The 16,669-nt window shown below is 67.5% G+C and carries 14 protein-coding genes; 9 read left to right on the forward strand and 5 right to left on the reverse strand.

Going from position 1 to position 16,669, the window contains the following annotated elements:
* Nucleotides 1–90: 90 nt before the first annotated feature.
* Nucleotides 91–2,187 (reverse strand): prolyl oligopeptidase family protein, encoded by a 2,097-nt coding sequence (locus ACH0CP_RS14970; RefSeq protein ID WP_294443448.1) that lies wholly within the window; start codon nucleotides 2,185–2,187, stop codon nucleotides 91–93.
* A 96-nt stretch (nucleotides 2,188–2,283) separates the two neighbouring features.
* On the opposite strand from ACH0CP_RS14970, the gene ACH0CP_RS14975 reads away from it, so the two are divergent.
* Nucleotides 2,284–3,678, forward strand: a complete 1,395-nt coding sequence (locus tag ACH0CP_RS14975) for an MFS transporter (protein ID WP_294443447.1) — start codon at nucleotides 2,284–2,286, stop codon at nucleotides 3,676–3,678.
* Nucleotides 3,679–3,736: 58 nt separating this feature from the next.
* Complete coding sequence (locus ACH0CP_RS14980) at nucleotides 3,737–4,561, forward strand: alpha/beta fold hydrolase (RefSeq protein ID WP_294443446.1); 825 nt, start codon at nucleotides 3,737–3,739, stop codon at nucleotides 4,559–4,561.
* A 47-nt stretch (nucleotides 4,562–4,608) separates the two neighbouring features.
* Here ACH0CP_RS14980 and ACH0CP_RS14985 read toward each other — a convergent pair whose 3' ends face one another.
* Entirely contained in the window at nucleotides 4,609–5,265 is a 657-nt protein-coding gene (locus ACH0CP_RS14985) for a sulfite oxidase-like oxidoreductase (protein WP_294443468.1), read from the reverse strand.
* 118 nt (nucleotides 5,266–5,383) lie between these two features.
* Here ACH0CP_RS14985 and ACH0CP_RS14990 point away from each other — a divergent pair, with 118 nt between their 5' ends.
* The 5 genes from ACH0CP_RS14990 (at nucleotide 5,384) to ACH0CP_RS15010 (ending at nucleotide 12,384) form a co-directional block, all read left to right on the forward strand.
* Entirely contained in the window at nucleotides 5,384–7,660 is a 2,277-nt protein-coding gene (locus ACH0CP_RS14990; RefSeq protein ID WP_294443445.1) for an FdhF/YdeP family oxidoreductase, read from the forward strand.
* 365 nt (nucleotides 7,661–8,025) lie between these two features.
* Complete coding sequence (locus ACH0CP_RS14995; protein WP_294443444.1) at nucleotides 8,026–10,440, forward strand: TonB-dependent siderophore receptor; 2,415 nt, start codon at nucleotides 8,026–8,028, stop codon at nucleotides 10,438–10,440.
* A 134-nt stretch (nucleotides 10,441–10,574) separates the two neighbouring features.
* On the forward strand, nucleotides 10,575–11,054 hold the full coding sequence (gene rplM / locus ACH0CP_RS15000) for a 50S ribosomal protein L13 (RefSeq protein WP_294443443.1): 480 nt from the start codon (nucleotides 10,575–10,577) through the stop codon (nucleotides 11,052–11,054).
* Entirely contained in the window at nucleotides 11,054–11,602 is a 549-nt protein-coding gene (gene rpsI, locus ACH0CP_RS15005) for a 30S ribosomal protein S9 (protein ID WP_294443442.1), read from the forward strand. Before rplM ends, rpsI begins: the two co-directional genes overlap by 1 nt.
* Nucleotides 11,603–11,754: 152 nt before the next feature.
* Complete coding sequence (locus tag ACH0CP_RS15010; RefSeq protein ID WP_294443441.1) at nucleotides 11,755–12,384, forward strand: TIGR02281 family clan AA aspartic protease; 630 nt, start codon at nucleotides 11,755–11,757, stop codon at nucleotides 12,382–12,384.
* Here the strand turns inward: ACH0CP_RS15010 and ACH0CP_RS15015 are convergent.
* Genes ACH0CP_RS15015 through modA form a run of 3 tightly spaced genes read right to left on the reverse strand, consistent with a single transcriptional unit; the run spans nucleotide 12,371 to nucleotide 14,401 of the window.
* Nucleotides 12,371–12,973, reverse strand: coding sequence for an ATP-binding cassette domain-containing protein (locus ACH0CP_RS15015; protein WP_294443440.1), 603 nt, complete (start codon nucleotides 12,971–12,973; stop codon nucleotides 12,371–12,373). The two genes, ACH0CP_RS15010 and ACH0CP_RS15015, sit on opposite strands and share 14 nt — an antisense overlap.
* A complete protein-coding gene (modB, locus tag ACH0CP_RS15020) occupies nucleotides 12,963–13,649 on the reverse strand; it encodes a molybdate ABC transporter permease subunit (protein ID WP_294443439.1) in 687 nt (228 codons plus the stop codon). Before modB ends, ACH0CP_RS15015 begins: the two co-directional genes overlap by 11 nt.
* The gene (gene modA, locus ACH0CP_RS15025) at nucleotides 13,646–14,401 is read right to left on the reverse strand and encodes a molybdate ABC transporter substrate-binding protein (RefSeq protein ID WP_294443438.1); all 756 of its coding nucleotides are present in this window, start codon (nucleotides 14,399–14,401) and stop codon (nucleotides 13,646–13,648) included. The genes modB and modA overlap by 4 nt, the downstream gene beginning before the upstream one ends.
* A gap of 156 nt (nucleotides 14,402–14,557) precedes the next feature.
* Between modA and ACH0CP_RS15030 the strand changes: the two genes are divergently transcribed.
* Both ACH0CP_RS15030 and ACH0CP_RS15035 read left to right on the forward strand, forming a co-directional pair.
* A complete protein-coding gene (locus ACH0CP_RS15030) occupies nucleotides 14,558–15,517 on the forward strand; it encodes an acyl-CoA dehydrogenase family protein (protein WP_294443437.1) in 960 nt (319 codons plus the stop codon).
* The gene (locus ACH0CP_RS15035) at nucleotides 15,514–16,665 is read left to right on the forward strand and encodes an acyl-CoA dehydrogenase family protein (RefSeq protein WP_294443436.1); all 1,152 of its coding nucleotides are present in this window, start codon (nucleotides 15,514–15,516) and stop codon (nucleotides 16,663–16,665) included. The genes ACH0CP_RS15030 and ACH0CP_RS15035 overlap by 4 nt, the downstream gene beginning before the upstream one ends.
* Nucleotides 16,666–16,669 lie beyond the last annotated feature (4 nt).

Genomic DNA, 16,669 nt, shown 5'->3' on the forward strand with positions numbered 1-16,669 from the left:
TCTGGGAATCTCCAGTGATTCAGACTCACGTCATCCCGCTCTAGGGTGTCATTTCGCCCTCAGCCGGAACCGACCCCTTTGTGGTTGGCTTCAGCTCGCGGGGCCCATCAGCCTCTGCGCGAAATACACCGTCTGCAACGCCTGCAGCCGTGCACCCTGGGCGATGTCCGCGTCGCCCGAATGTCCGCCGGCGGTATCCTCGTAGAAGAGGTACGGCAGGCCGAATTCCTTCATCCGCGCCGCGAACTTGCGCGCATGCTGCGGCCCGACGCGATCGTCCTTGGTCGTCGTCCAGATATAGGGCTCGGGGTAACGCACCCCCTTCTTCAGCGCGTGGTAGGGCGAGATACGCGCCAGGAACGCGCGCTCCTCGGGCACGCTGACCGATCCATATTCGTCGACCCAGGATGCGCCCGCCGCAATTCCTTCGTACCGCAGCATGTCGAGCAGCGGCACCTGGATCGTCACCGCCTCCCAAAGCTCGGGATGCTGCGTCATCTCGACGCCCATCAGGAGCCCGCCGTTCGATCCGCCGTAGATGCCAAGCTTCGACGGCTTGGTGATGCCGCGCTTCTCCAGATCGCGGGCAACGCTCGCGAAATCGTCGAACACGATCTGCCGCTTGGTCTTCCGGCCCGCCTCGTGCCACGCGGGCCCGAACTCGCCGCCGCCTCGGATGTTGGCGAGCACGAAGGCCCCGCCGCGTTCCAGCCACAGCTTGCCGGTGATCCCCGAATAGGCCGGCGTGCGCGACACCTCGAACCCGCCGTAAGCGGTCATGATCGTCGGCGTGTCACCGGTCAGCTTGCCGGCGCGGTGAACCACGAAATAGGGCACCTTGGTGCCATCCGACGAGGTCGCCTCGAACTGCTCCACCGTCAGCCCCGTCGCATCGAAGCGCGCGGGCAGCGCCTTCACCTCGACGGGTGCGGCAGTACCTGCGGCGTCGAACGCCATCAGCCGCGTCGGCGTGGTGAAGCCCGAAACGGCCAGGTAGCCCCGGTCGCTGCCAAGCTCGCTCGTCACCAGATCCACCGAAAGGTTGTCCGGCAGTGCCAGCGTGCGGCTCGTCCAGCCGTCGCCGTTCGGCGTGAACACCATCGCGCGGCCACGAACATTGTCATAAACCGATGCCACCACCGCGTTTCGGGTCACCGTCACATTGTCGCGATCGACCGATTGGCGCGCGGCCGGCTTGAAGATCAGCTGCGGCGTGCCGCCACCCTTGTGCGCCTCCTCCAGCGTCAGCGAGGCGAGCGATCCTTCCGGCAGCGCACCCCACGGTTCGCTGGCGCGGATGATCAGCCGGCCATCCACCATCCCGCGAATGCTGGTCTTCTCCGGCATGGCAATGCGGACAACCTGCTTGCCGTTCCAGATCAGCTGTTCGGACGTGAAGAAGGTCTTGCCGCGCGAGATCAGCACCGCGCGGTTTCCCTTGGCATCGACGACGACCGCCGGCCACACGCCGATATCGTCCACGGTGCCCTGGTAGATCTCCTGCGCCGCCTCCAGCGGCTGGCCGCGCTTCAGGATCTTCACGATGCGCGGATAGCCGGACTTGGTCAGCGCGCCCGCGCCCCAGTCGCGCGACACGATCAGCGTGTCGGCATCGATCCAGTCGGCGCCCTGCTTCGATGTCGGGAGGTTGAAGCCGCCCTCGACGAACTTGCCCGTCTCCAGGTCGAACTCGCGCATGGTGGTGGCGTCTTCGCCGCCCTCGCTCAGCGCGATCAGGCAGCGCCGCTCGTCGGGCTCCAGACACGTCGCGCCCTTCCACACCCACTTCTTGCCCTCCGCCTTGGACAGCGCGTCGAGATCGATCAGCGTCGTCCATTTCGGCGTTGCCGAGGCGTAGTCCGCTGCGCTCGTCCAGCGCCAGATGCCCTGCGGATGCTCCTTGTCGCGCCACAGGTTGAAGATCCGCCCGGCGATCATTTGCGGCATCGGGATGCGATCTTCAGCGGAGGCGATCTCCAGCGCCTCGTTGAAGAACGTCTGGTAGCGCGGGTCGGATTCCAGCCGCGCCAGCGTGCGCTTGTTCTCCGCTTCGACCCAGGCGAGCGGCTTCGCGCCATCCTTGTCTTCGAGCCAGATATGAGGATCATCGGTCATCGTCTTGATCTGGGCGACAGCCCCCGTCGCTGCAAGCGCCGCAAGGGCCACACCGATCGTCCAACGCTTCATTCTTCACTCATCCTCTTGGTTCGGCGACGATCTCTACGCAATTGCCGCTGCGTCACAACGCTTGTCCCTCTGGTGCGTCTGGCTATGGCAAAACCAATGTCTGACGGCCTCCCCCTCCCCCGCCGCCTGGTCGCGATCGCTGCGCTGGGCTGTGGATCCGCCTTGGTGATCATCGACGGCAGCGTGGCGAACGTCGCGCTGCCCACCATCGCGCGCGATCTGGGGGTGGAGCCAAGCTCCGTCGTCTCGATCGTCACCGTCTATCAGGTGATGCTGGTGATGCTGCTTCTCCCCTTCGCCGGGCTCGGTGAGCGGATCGGCCTGAAGCGCACATACCAGGCGGGCCAGGTCATCTTCGCCTGCGCGACGCTGCTCTGTTTCTTCGCCAAGAGCCTCCCCTTCCTGCTGATCGTCCGCGCCGTGCAGGCGATCGGCGCGGCGGGCGTGCTCAGCGTCTCGTCGGCGCTCATCCGCCAGACCTATCCCGCGAGCCAGCTTGGCCGCGGGCTCGGCATCAATTCGGTTATCGTGTCGAGCTCCGCCGCGCTCGCGCCCACGATCGGCGGCCTCATCCTGGCGGTCGCGCCGTGGCCTTGGGTGTTCGCCAGTGCGATCCCCTTCGCCGTGATCAGCATCGCACTCGGCCGCTCGCTTCCCAACCCGCCGCCGGGGCTGACGCAGCTCGATTTCCTCGGCGCCGGCCTGTGCGCCGCCACCTTCGGCCTGGTGATCGGCGGCGCCGAAACCTTCGTCCATGGCGACAGCCCGGTGGTCAGCGCCGCGATCGTCGCGGTTGGCATCGCGATCGGCTGGTTCTTCGTGCGGCGCGAGCTTGGCGCGCCGGCCCCCATCCTGCCTGTCGATCTCCTGTCGCGCCCGATCATCGCCCTGTCGGCGACCGGCAGCCTGACCGCCTTCATGGCCTCCATGACACTGCTGGTGTCCACGCCGTTCCGTCTCGCGGCGCTTGGCTTCACGCCCACGCAGATCGGCGCCTGTCTTGCCCCCTGGCCGCTCACCAACATGATCGTCGCGCCGCTGTCGGGCTTCCTTTCCGATCGCGTCCCCGCAGGCATTCTCGGCGGCATCGGCATGGCGGTGACACTGGTCGCGCTTGCCCTGCTCGCCAACCTGCCGCCGGACCCCAGCTTCTTTGACGTCGCCTGGCGCATGGCACTGTGCGGCTCCGGCTTCGGGCTGTACCTGCCGCCGAACGCGCGGCTGGTGGTCGGCTCCGCCCCGCGTCACCGGTCGGCCGCAGCGGGCGGCCTGATCTCCACCGTTCGCCTCACCGGCCAGACCACCGGCGCCACCCTTGCCGCCGCGCTGCTCGCCGCCGGCGTCGGTGCCGGCGAAGTACCGCCCTATGTCTCGGCCGGCCTCGCGCTCGTCGCCGGCATCTGCAGCGTCGCGCGCCTGCGCCCCTCGATCCGCAACCCGAGCATCACTGACGTGCGCGACGATCTGCCGACGCTCCGCCAGTCGCGCTGAGCCGCGGAACGCGCGCCCCGCAGGCACGTTGCCCCGCGATACGAAGCGGGAGATGAAGATGCCCTACGTCAAGACGCGGGACGGGAATGACCTCTTTGTGAAGGACTGGGGCCACGGCCGCCCGGTGGTCCTCATCCACGGCTGGCCGCTATCGGCGGACAGCTGGGATCCGCAGGCACTGGCGCTGGCAGAGGCCGGCTACCGCGTCATCGCCTACGACCGCCGCGGCTTCGGCCGCTCGAGCCAGCCCTGGAACGGCTATGACTATGATTCGCTGACCGACGACCTGGCGGACGTGATGAAGGCCGCCGAGATCGGCCCCGACGCAACGCTCGTCGGCTTCTCGATGGGCGGCGGCGAAGTCGCGCGGTACATGAGCCGGCACGAGGGCCGCGGCGTCGCCTCGGCGGTGCTGGTCGGCTCGGTCGTGCCGTACATGATGAAGACGGACGATAATCCGCACGGTGTGTCGGAAGCGAACCTGCTCCAGATCGGCCAGGGCATCCTGCGCGACCGGCCCGAGTTCTTCCACAATTTCTTCAAGGATTTCTTCGGCGTTGGCTATGTCACCAGCCCGGTCAGCGAGCCGATGCTCGAATGGGCGTGGCGCCTTGCGATGCAGGCGTCGCTCCGCGCGACGCTGGAATGTGCGAAGAGCTTCAGCTTCACCGATTTCCGCCCCGATCTGCCCGCCTTCCGGGTGCCGACGCTCGTGATCCACGGCACCGGGGACAAGACGGTGCCGATCGACGCCACCGGCCGCGCCGCCGCAGCCGGCATCGCGGCCAGCCAGCTCGTCGAATATGACGGCGCGCCGCACGGCCTGTTCGCCACGCACAGCGATCGCCTCACCGAGGATCTGCTGACCTTCCTCAGCCACTAGGCCAGGGTGCGTGGCCCCGGGGGCGGCGCCGCCGGGGCCGCGCACGATCAGCTATAGCGCTGCTCCGCCCACGGGTCGCCGCGCATATGGTATCCGTTCACTTCCCAGAACCCCGCCCGATCCGCACCGATGAACTCGATCGCGCTAATCCACTTGGCGCTCTTCCAGAAATAGCGATGGGGGATCACCAGGCGCGCCGGCCCGCCATGCTCGCGCGTCAGCGGCCGGCCGGACCATTCGTGCGCGATCAGCGCGTCCGGGCTCGCGAAATCCGCCAGCGGCACGTTCGTCGTATAGCCGTCATAGCCGTGCAGCATCACGAACCCCGCCTCGTCGCGCGGCTCCACCAGGTCGAGCAGGGTGTGCGTCGCCACCCCGCGCCAGTCATTGTCGTAGCGGGACCAGGTGGTGACGCAGTGTATATCGCTGCGCAGGTCCACCTGCGGCAGCGCTATGAAGGCGTTCCAGTCCAGCGTCACCGGCCGCGTCACCATGCCGCGGATGTCGAGCCGCCAGCGTTCGCGCTGCACGTCGGGCTGCGCACCCAGGTCCAGCACCGGCCAGTCGCGTACCAGATGCTGGCCCGGCGGCAGCCGGTCGTGTGCGCCAGACGTGGGTGCACCGGTCACGAACTTGCGCTCGCTCGCCCAGCGCTGCTTTGATCGCGTCAGCTTGCTGTCGGGTGGCGGTACGTCCTCGTCCATCGTCTGCCTCACCTCATCGCTCACCCGCACTATAGCTCCGGCCATTCGCGCAGCCAGCAGTGATCCAAACCGGCCGCTACGCGTTTGTGGCTGCGGGCAGGCAGCGCGGGAGGCCCTGGTGGCGGACGAAAAGGATACGGTGCATTACGCTGGCTCGGCCGGCGGCTGGGGCTCGGTCCGCGGCATGACGGAGGTGTTCGCCCGCGAACGCCCGCGCCCCTCCGTGCTCGACACGCTGCGCCGCCAGAACAAGCCCGGCGGCTTCATGTGCGTCTCCTGCGCCTGGGGTAAGCCGGCAAAGCCGCATACCTTCGAATTCTGCGAGAATGGCGCGAAAGCGACGCTGTGGGAAAACACCACCCGCCGCTGCACGCCTGCCTTCTTCGCCGAACATACCGTCACTGAGCTGCGCGGCTGGAAGGATTACGATCTCGAACAGGAGGGCCGCCTCACCCATCCGATGCGCTATGATCGCCCCACCGATCGCTACGTCGCGTGCAGCTGGGACGAGGCGTTCGCCGCCATCGGCGCGGAGCTGAAGGCGCTGCCCCCGAAAAGCACCGTCTTCTATGCGTCGGGCCGCGCCAGCCTGGAGACGAGCTACCTCTACGCCCTGTACGCGCGCATGTACGGGCACAACAACCTGCCCGACAGCTCCAACATGTGCCACGAGACGACGTCGGTCGCGCTGAAGAAGCTGATCGGCTCGCCGGTCGGCACCTGCGTCCTCGACGATTTCGAGAAGTGCGACGCGATCTTCTTCTTCGGCCAGAACACCGGGTCGAACTCCCCCCGCCTGCTTCACCCGCTGCAGGAAGCGGTGAAGCGCGGTGCCACCATCGTCACCTTCAACCCGATCCGCGAAAAGGGGCTGGAGCGGTTCAAGAACCCGCAGAGCCCGGTCGAGATGCTGACCGGCAAGCACACCGACATTTCGTCGCTCTATCTCCAGGTGAAGACCGGCGGGGACATCGCGGCCATCACCGGCATGATCAAGCACGTCCTCGCGGCCGAGGAGAAGAAGTGGGCGGCCGAGAAGACCCACGTGCTCGACGTGGATTTCATCGAACAGCACACCCGGGGCTTCGACGAGGTGAAGCGACACGCCGAGGCGCTGTCATGGGACGAGATCGAGCGTGAGAGCGGCCTCGCACGCGCCGATATCGAGCAGGCCGCGGAGGTGTACGTCCGCGCGAAGAACACGATCTTCATGTACGGCATGGGGCTGACGCAGCACGTCCACGGCTTCGACAGCCTTGCTGCGCTGGTCAACCTTGCGCTGATGAAGGGCAATCTCGGCCGCGAGGGCGCCGGTGTCTCGCCGGTGCGCGGCCATTCCAACGTGCAGGGCCAGCGCACCGTCGGCATCTCCGAGAAGCCGGAGCTCGTTCCGCTCGATCGGCTTGCCGAACAGTTCGGCTTCGATCCCCCGCGCGACGAGGGGCTCAACACCGTTCACGCCTGCGAAAAGATCATCAACGGCGAGGTGAAGGCCTTCATTGGCCTTGGCGGCAATTTCCTGCGCGCCATCCCGGAGCAGGAAAAGATGGAGGAGGCGTGGCAGAACATGCGCCTCACCGTTCAGATCGCCACCAAGCTCAACCGCAGCCACCTCGTCAACGGTGAGGTTGCTTATCTCCTCCCCTGCCTCGGCCGTTCCGAACAGGACATGCAGGTCACCGGCGCTCAGGCCGTGACGATGGAGGATTCGCTCTCCTGCATCCACGGCTCGCTCGGCAACGTCACTCCGGCCAGCGAGCATCTGAAATCCGAACTGGCGATCGTCTGCGCCATGGCCAAGGCGACGCTGCCGCCGAACCCGAAGGCGAAGTGGGACGACTGGACCGCCGACTACGGCCTCGTCCGCGATCTCATCGAGGAAACCTATCCGGAGATGTTCGCCGACTTCAACGATCGCGTCTTCACGCCCGGCGGCTTCTACAAGGGCAATGCCGCGCGGGAGCGGATCTGGAAAACGGAAAGCGGCAAGGCGGAATTCACCGTGCCGGGCACGCTTTCCGCGATTGGCGTCGGGGACACGCCGGGACGCTGGCGCCTGATGACGCTTCGTTCGAACGATCAGTTCAACACCACCATCTACGGCTATTCCGATCGCCTGCGCGGCATCGAGGGCACGCGCGACGTGCTGCTGATGAACCCCGAGGACATCGAGGCCGCGGGCCTCGCGGAGGGGCAGGTCGTCGGCCTCGCGACTGATGCCGGCGACGGCGAGCATCGCCAGGTCGACGGGCTCACCGTCACGCCCTTCCTGCTCCCGCGCGGCTGCCTCGGCGGCTATTATCCGGAGCTCAATCCGCTCGTCCCGCTCTGGTATCACGATCAGGAATCGAAGACCCCGGCGTCGAAGGGCGTGCCGGTGCGCATCGTCGCCTGATCCGTTTCGCTGCTTCACTCGCCGGTCGGACCACGATATCCGCCGCGTCCCCTCGGGCGCGGCGGTGTCGATCGCCGCACCCCGGGCTTCCTCCGTTACCGCCAATTCATTGAAATGTTGGATTAATCGTGATTTCGTCTGTGCATGGTTTCGTTTCCCCTGATCGCGTGCCCGTCATGTTGGGAAAAAACGCGCTATCGCCTCAACTTCCTCAACATTCGTTTTTTGCAATCGTCCCCTCCGCCCGCGGTCGCACGGCCAGCGGCTGTTACATTCTGCGACGAATTCCCCCCTGCTCCGACACATCGGCCTGACAGCCACCCGCCAAAGCTGATCAATCCTGACCGCCTTCTCGGAGCAACGACGTGTCATCCTGGTTTCTTCCCGTGCTTTCCATCGCCGCGGCCGCAGCCCCTGCTCCGGGCCAGCCGCAGACCCCCGTCGATCAGGAACTCCCCAGCCCCGATCCGGCGGGCAATCCCGCTGATCCCGATACAGAGGTCGAGCCGGACGGTGAGGACATCATCGTTACCGGCAGCCGCCGCCCGGTCGGCTCCGTCACCGGGGACATCACGCCCGAGGTCGTTCTCACCAGCCGCGACATCCGCGCCTACGGGGCCAGCAACATCGGCGAACTGCTCGCCGAGCTGAGCCCGCTCACCGGCAGCATCCAGGGGCGCGGCGGCGGCGGCCAGCCGGTCGTGCTGCTCAGCGGCCGCCGCATCAGCGGCTTCCGCGAAATCCGCGATCTTCCGCCCGAGGCGATCCAGCGCGTCGACATCCTGCCGGAGGAAGTCGCGCTGAAATACGGCTACCGCCCCGATCAGAAGGTGGTGAACATCGTTTTGCGCCGCCGCTTCCGCGCCGTGACCGGCGAGGTATCGACGTCGCTCGCCACCGATGGCGGCCGCGCGGTTCAGGAGGCCGATCTCAACTATCTGCGCCTCGGCAACGGCAGCCGTTTCAGCGTCGATGCCGAATACAAGCACAGCGATCCGCTGTTCGAAACGAGCCGCAATCTCGCCCAGCCGGATCCGGACCGGACCTTGCTGTCGGCGACCGACGCGGCGAAGCTCAACGCCACCTACAATCGCACGATCCTCGGCAACGTCTCGGCCACGATCAGCGGCGGGCTGGAGGGGCAGGACAGCCGCGCCGCGCTTGGCCTCGCGGATGACGGCACGCAGCGGCTGATCCGCGACAGCCGCTCCCGCACCGGCACGCTCACCTATGTCCTCAACGGCGATTTGTCGCAGTGGCGCTGGTCGCTGAACGGCGGCTACACGCGTGACTGGACGACCACGCTCACCGATCGCGACATCGAGGGCGGCGGCGTGCGCCGCGACCGTGCCTATTCGGTCGCCGAGACGATCGACAGCGAGGCGACGCTGAACGGCAGCCTGTTCGATCTGCCTGCCGGCCCGATCACCACCACGCTGAAGGCCGGCTTCACCCTGCGTGATATCGCTAGCGAATCGACCCGTGCCGGTATCTTCAGCGCGGTCGATCTGTCGCGCGATCAGGTCAGCGGCCAGGCGAATGTCGATTTCCCGCTGCTGAAGAACAGCGCGGTCGGCACGCTCTCTGCCAACGTGAACGCCACGATCGATCAGCTGTCGGATTTCGGCACGCTCGGAACGCTCGGCTATGGCTTCAACTGGCGGCCGAGCGACGCCGTCCGCCTGATCGGTTCGGTCAGTCACGAAGATGGCGCGCCGTCGATTCAGCAGCTCGGCAACCCGATCATCGTCACCCCCAACGTCCGCGTTCTCGATCTCGTTCGTGGCGAGACGGTGGACGCGACGGTGGTCGACGGCGGCAATCCGAACCTGCGCGCCGATCGCCGCCGCGTGATGAAGCTCGGCCTCACGGTAAAGCCGATCCCGAAGACGGATCTGACCCTGCTCGCCAATTATACCGACAGCAAGATCACCAATCCGATCGCCAGCTTCCCCACCGCAACGCCGGAGATCGAGATCGCCTTCCCCGACCGGTTCGAGCGCGATGCGGATGGCACCTTGCTGCGCATCGACAATCGCCCGGTGAATTTCGCCAGCAGCCACCAGCGCCAGATCCGCTGGGGCATCAACTGGTCCGAGACGCTCGAAGCCCCGCCTCCCGCCGGCCCGGACGGACAGCCGCTCACCGAGGCCGAGCGCGAGGAGCGCCGCGCCGCCTTCCGCCAGGCGCGTGAAAGCAGCACGGGCGTGCGTCCGGGCGGCGGCCGGCGCCCGGGCTTCGGCGGCCCCGGCGGATTTGGCGGCGGCCGGTTTGGCGGCGCGCGCCAGGGCCGTGTCCAGCTCAGCGCGTTCCATACCTGGCGGCTGGAGGACACGATCCTCATCCGTCCGGGCGTGCCGGAACTTGATCTTCTGGGCGGCTCTGCAATCGGCGCCCGTGGTGGCCAGCCGCGCCACCAGGTCGAATTCAACGCCGGCTACAATCGCAACGGCATCGGTGTCCGCCTGAACGGTACGTGGCAGGAAGGGACCAGCGTCATCGTCGATCCCAGCGGCGCGCCCTCGCCGCGCGATCTCGAGTTCGGCTCGCTGTTCACCGCCAACCTGCGCGTCTTCGCCGATCTCGGGCAGCAGCAGTCGCTGGTGCGTGACATGCCCTTCTTCCGCGGTTCGCGCGTGACGCTGTCGGTCAACAACCTCTTCAACCAGCGGCTCGACGTGCGAGACGCTTCGGGGCTGACGCCGGTCGGGTATCAGCCAGCGCTACTCGATCCGCTCGGCCGCTCGGTCCGGCTGAGCTTCCGCAAGCTGTTCTTCTAGGTCTATGGTATCATAATACCCGTCACGGATGCGGCGGAATCGTTGACTTTTTGCCGCCGCATCATCAAAGACCCCTCAACGCGCCGCACCTTTTCCGGGGGCGGCGTCTTCGTTTTTTGCAAAGGTCTAAGCCCATGAAGGCGCTGATGAAGACCACCAAGGCGGCCAAGCCCGCCGAAGTGGAAAAGAAGTGGCACATCGTCGATGCCACCGATCTGGTGGTCGGTCGTGCGGCGGTCGTGATCGCCAACGTCCTGCGCGGCAAGCACAAGCCGTCGTTCACCCCGCACGTCGATTGCGGTGACAATGTCATCGTGATCAACGCTGACAAGGTGCGCTTCACCGGCAACAAGCTGGCCGACAAGGTCTATTACAAGCACACCGGCTATGCCGGCGGCATCAAGGGCGTCACCGCCGCCAAGGTGCTGGAAGGCCGCTTCCCGGAGCGCGTGCTCGAGAAGGCTGTTGAGCGCATGATCCCGCGCGGCCCGCTCGGCCGTCAGCAGATGCGCAACCTGCGCATCTTCAAGGGCGCTGAGCACCCGCACGAAGCGCAGAACCCGCAGGTCCTCGACATCGCCGGCATGAGCCGCAAGAACAAGGTGGGCGCATAATGTCCGATAATCGCCAGTCCCTCGCCGATCTGGGCGCAGCGCTCAGCGAGCAGCGCGAAACCGCCGTCGCGGCTGCCGAAGAGAAGGCCGAGGCCTATCTCGAAGGCAAGATCGACGAGCCGACGCAGCGTGCCCCGCTGCGCGCGCAGGAACTCGACAAGTACGGTCGCGCCTATGCCACCGGCCGTCGTAAGGACGCCGTTGCCCGCGTGTGGCTGAAGCCGGGTTCGGGCAAGATCACGATCAACGGCCGTGATCAGGAAACCTATTTCGCACGTCCGACGCTGCGTCTCGTCATCAACCAGGTGTTCGGCATCACCGAGCGCGAAGGTCAGTATGACGTGATCTGCACCGTCAAGGGCGGCGGTCTGTCGGGTCAGGCCGGCGCGGTGAAGCACGGCATCAGCCAGGCGCTCACCAAGTACGAGCCGATCCTGCGTGCGCCGGTGAAGGCCGCGGGCTTCCTGACCCGCGACAGCCGTACCGTCGAGCGTAAGAAGTACGGCCGCGCCAAGGCACGCCGCAGCTTCCAGTTCTCGAAGCGCTAAGATCCGGTGCGCCTGGCCTGCTGCGGCAGGCCAACGGCCAGACGGCAAGATTGGGGCGGTCCAGCGATGGGCCGCCCTTTTCTTGTCCGGTCGCGCCAAGTTTCTGCGCGCCGCCCGTCGCAGCGCGGCGGCGATGATCCTATATCGGCCAGATGCCCGCCTATGCCGATCTGGCCCCGCATCTCCCGCTGATCCTGTCGCTGCTGGCCATCATCGTCATCGCCGGCTGCCTCCGCAGAATTCCGGTCATCGGACGGATCGTGGGTGCCGCAACGTGGCTGGTGCTGCTCGGCGCGCTGGCGCTGGTACTGGTGCAGCGCGAGCGGTTCGATCCCTATCTCGGCCGCGTTGCCGAGATCCTCGATCTGTCTGGGCAGCAAGTGGCGGGCGAGGAAACCCGCATTCGGATGAGTCCGGACGGCCACTTTTGGGCGAACGTGCAATTCGGCGGCGTCAAGCGGCGCATGCTGATCGACAGCGGCGCCACCGTCACCGCCCTCTCGCTCGACACCGCCAATGCTGCCGGGCTCGAAGTACGGGATGCGATGTTCCCGATGCTGCTGCGAACCGCGAACGGCACGATCCGCGCGCAGACCGCGTCCCTCGGCGAGCTTCGCCTCGGCAACATCGTCGCGCGTGACGTGCCGGTGGTCGTGTCGCCTGCTTTCGGCGAGACGAACGTGCTGGGCATGAACTTCCTGTCGCGGCTGAAGTCGTGGCGGGTCGAGGGACGAACGCTGATCCTGACCCCCAATCACCCGCAGGCCGTCACATCGGGATGATCCGGTCGCCCAGCCGCTCCGCTTCGGCACGGTCATGGGTGACGATCAGCATCGGCAGGCGCAACTCGTCTCGCACACGCTCGATCGCGCGCGTCGCGTCCTCCCGCCGCCCCGCATCCAGCGAAACCAGCGGCTCGTCCAGCAGCAGGAAGTCCGGATCGCTCAGCAACGCGCGCCCGATCGCCACGCGCCGCGCCTCCCCGCCCGACAAGGTGCGTGGCCAGCGATCGAGTAACCCTACAATGTCGAGCGTATCTGCGACTTCATCGAGCCGGTTGCTCCGCCGCGCGCCATAAAGCAGGTTCCGACGCACGTTGAGATGCGGGAACAGCCGCGCCTCCTGGAACACCATGCCCACGCGGCGGCGCTCCGGCGGAAGGTCGATCCGGCCCGCCGCGTCGAACAGGGTACGGCCGCCCACCCGCACATGTCCGCGGTCCGGCCGAAGTAGCCCGGCAATCATCATCAGCACGCTCGTCTTGCCGACGCCCGAGGGGCCGACGAGCACGCTGGCGCCGCTCCCCGCCTCGAAGGTCGCGCCCAGAATGGCGCTCCCGCGCCGCACCGTCACATCAATATCAAAGGACATGGAGCCGCCGCCCCTGCCGCCGCACCAGGACCTCGGACAGGATCAGCGCGGCGAGGCTGATCGCGACCGAGATCGCGGCGAGCTTCCACACCGCCGCCTCGCCGCCCGGCCGCTGAAGCGCGGCGTAAATCGCCAGCGGAAGCGTCTGTGTCTCGCCGGGCACGTTCGACACGAAGGTGATCGTCGCGCCGAACTCGCCCAGCGACCGCGCGAAGCCGAGTACCGCACCCGCCAGCACGCCCGGCAGCGACAGCGGCAGGGTAATCGAGGCGAACGTCCGCCAGCGCCCGGCGCCCAGCGTCCGCGCTGCCTGCTCCAGCCGCTGGTCCACCGCCTCCAGCGACAGCCGGATCGCCCGCACCATCAACGGCAGTGCCATGACGCCCGCCGCGATCGCCGCCCCCGTCCAGCGGAACAGCACCGTGGTGCCGAACCAGCGCTCCAGCAACGCTCCGGCGGGTCCGCCCGTTGCAAACGCCAGCAGCAGCAGCCAGCCAGTCACCACCGGGGGGACGACCAGCGGCAGATGGACAATCCCGTCGAGCAGCACCTTCCCCGGAAAGCGCCCGCGCGCGAGCAGCCAGGCCAATGCGAAGGCGATCGGCAATGTGCCCGCCGTCGCAATACCGCCGACAAGCAGCGAGAGCCGAACGATCGTCGCGATATCCTCGCTCAACGCGTGGTGAACCCGTGGCGCCGCATGATCGCCTTGCCCGCCGGCGACAGCAGGAATTCGCGGAACGCCTCGGCCCCCGGATTTCGGGAGGCCGCCAGCCGTGCGATGGGATAGAGGATCGGCGGATGGCTGCGCGCGGGAAAGACGCCGGCGACTCGCAGCGTCGGTGCCACCCGCACATCGGTGGCATAGACGACGCCATAAGGCGCCCCCCCGCGCTCGACCATCGCCAGCGCCGCGCGCACGCTCTCCGCCCGCACTACACGCCGCGCCACAGCGGGCCACGCCCCGAGCCTTGCCAGCGCTGCCCGGCCATAGCGGCCCGCCGGCACCGCATCCGGATCCGCCATCGCCAGCGGCCCGGCTGCCAGCACGCGTGCCAGCGCCTCGCCGCGAAGCCCACCGACGGAGCGCTGCCCGGCACGCGCCACCACCACCAGCCGGTTGCCGGCCAGTGTCGCGCGGGTATTCGGCGCCAGCACGCCGCGCCGCGCCAGGTCGTTCATCCAGTCCTCGTCTGCGGAAACGAACAAATCCGCGGGCGCGCCCGCCGCCACTTGCCGCGCCAGCGCAGAAGATGCCGCAAAGGAGAGCACCGGCGCGGCATGCCCCTGCCGGGTCCACGCCTGCGCAGCGTCTTCCAATGCCTCCTGCATGCTCGCTGCAGCCAGCACCAGCGGCCCGCGTCGCTGCGCCGCGGCCTCGCTGCCAGCGAAGGTGACTAGCAGCAGGAGCATCGCGAGGAAGCGCATCCACCTTCTCTATCGCGCTCCTGCGCAATGAACCACCATCGTTCACACCGCCGCCATTGATGCGCGGAGGCTGTGGACAAGCATAAGCCGATTGCTTTAGCGGCGGTGCAGCAAAACGGAGAGGGCAGCCATGGCATTGCCACGAGGATCACGGCGGTGAGCGAGCTCGGGACGATGCTCGCCGACACGGCCGAGCGACTGTTCGCCGCGCCGGAGGAGGCTGGCGCCCATGACGCTGGTTGGTCCGATGCCCGCTGGTCAGCGATCGAGGGAAGCGGCCTGCCTCTCGCGCTGGTGCCAGAAGAGGCTGGCGGCTTCGGTGTCCCAGTGGAGGAGGCGCTGGCCCTCATCCGCCAAAGCGGCCGCCACGCCCTGCGCCTGCCGCTGGCCGAGACGATCGTCGCCAACGCCGCGCTTGCTGCTGCCGGCCTGCCGCTCGCGGACGGCCCGGCCGCGCTGGTGCCGGCCGGAACGGATCGTGTCGCCTGGGGCCGTAACGCGCGAACGTTCGTGGTCCAGCGTGACGGCAAGCTTCACCGCGTCACTGGTCGAGCGACCGTCGCGACTGAGGGCTCGAACCTTGCCAACATGCCGCGCGACGTGATGACGCTTGGCGACGGCGAGAGTGCCGCCAGCAACGGGCCCGGGTTGCTCGAGCTTGGTGGGCTTGCCCGCGCGCTGCAGATGGCCGGCGCACTCGAGCGCGTTCTTGAGCTGACGGTCGATCACGTCTCCACCCGTGTCCAGTTCGGCCGCCCTTTGTCGAAGTTCCAGGCGATCCAGCAGGAACTGGCGAAGCTCGCCGGGGAAGTCGCCGCTGCTTCGGCCGCCGCGGATCACGCTGCGAGCGCCTATGCCGAGGGCGCCGACCTCGCCTTCGCCGTCGCAGTCGCCCGTACGCGTATCGGCGAGGCCGCCAGCAAGGCGAACGGCATTGCGCACCAATTGCACGGCGCGATCGGCTTCACGCGCGAACACGCCCTCCACCGCTTCACGACCACGCTTTGGGCATGGCGCGACGAATTCGGCACGCAGCGTCACTGGACGCTTCTGCTCGGCAAGCGCGCGCTGGAGAGCGGGCGAGACGGCTATTGGCCAATGGTGGTGGCAGCATGACGACGCTCCGTTTTCCCTCGCCGCCGCGCCACGATTCTGCCGAGAGCCTGCGCGGCGAGGTGCGCGCGTTCCTGGCGGAGGCGCTGGCGGACCGTAGTCCGCTGTCCCGCGCAGACAGCTGGAACGGCTTCGACCGCGATTTCAGCCGCAAGCTGGGCGCGCAGGGCTGGCTCGGCATGACGTGGCCGAAGCGCTACGGCGGGCATGAGCGAAGCGCCTTTGAACGCTACGTCGTGGTGGAGGAGACGCTGGCGGCGGGCGCCCCTGTCGCCGCCCACTGGATCGCTGATCGTCAAAGCGGCCCCAGCCTCCTCAAATATGGCACCGAGGAGCAGAAGCAGACCGTGCTGCCCGGCATCGCTGCAGGCGAGACGGTATTCTGCATCGGCATGAGCGAGCCCGACTCCGGTTCCGACCTTGCCGCGACTCGCACTCGCGCCGTGCCGGTTGACGGCGGCTGGCGTGTAACCGGCACCAAGCTGTGGACCACCGGCGCGCACCACGCCGATTACATGATCCTTTTCTGCCGCACGAGCGGCACGCCAGCGGAGCGCCAGGCCGGCACCAGCCAGCTCCTGGTCGATCTTCGCCGCGCAGAGGGGATCACGATCCGCCCGATCATCGATCTGGCCGGTCAGCATCACTTCAACGAAGTCCATTTCGAAGACGCCTTCCTCCCTGCTTCGGCGCTGATCGGCACCGAGGGCCAGGGCTGGGAGCAAGTGATGAGCGAGCTCGCGTTCGAGCGCAGCGGACCCGAACGCTTCCTCTCCTCGATGCAGCTGCTGATCGAACTGATCGGCGTGCTTCAGCGCGCGGAGAGCGAAGCCGCGCAGCTCGCCGTCGGCCGCCTCACCGCGCATCTCATCACGCTGCGGCGCCTCTCGCGCGGCGTCGCGGCGATGCTGGAAGCCGGCGAGAACCCCGGCACCCATGCCGCGATCGTCAAGGATCTCGGCGCCACTTTCGAGCAGGAGCTGCCGGACATCGCCCGCTCGCTTGTCGATGCCGAGCCGGACAGCGCCTCGACTTCGGACTTCATTGCCGTTCTCGCCCATATCACCTTGAACGCGCCCAGTTTCTCGCTGCGTGGCGGCACGCGGGAAATCCTGCGCGGCATCATCGCGCGCGGCCTCGGCCTGCGCTGACCGG

It is taken from the genome of Sphingomonas sp. 179-I 2A4 NHS (genome assembly GCF_045369135.1).
Lineage (GTDB): Bacteria > Pseudomonadota > Alphaproteobacteria > Sphingomonadales > Sphingomonadaceae > Sphingomonas.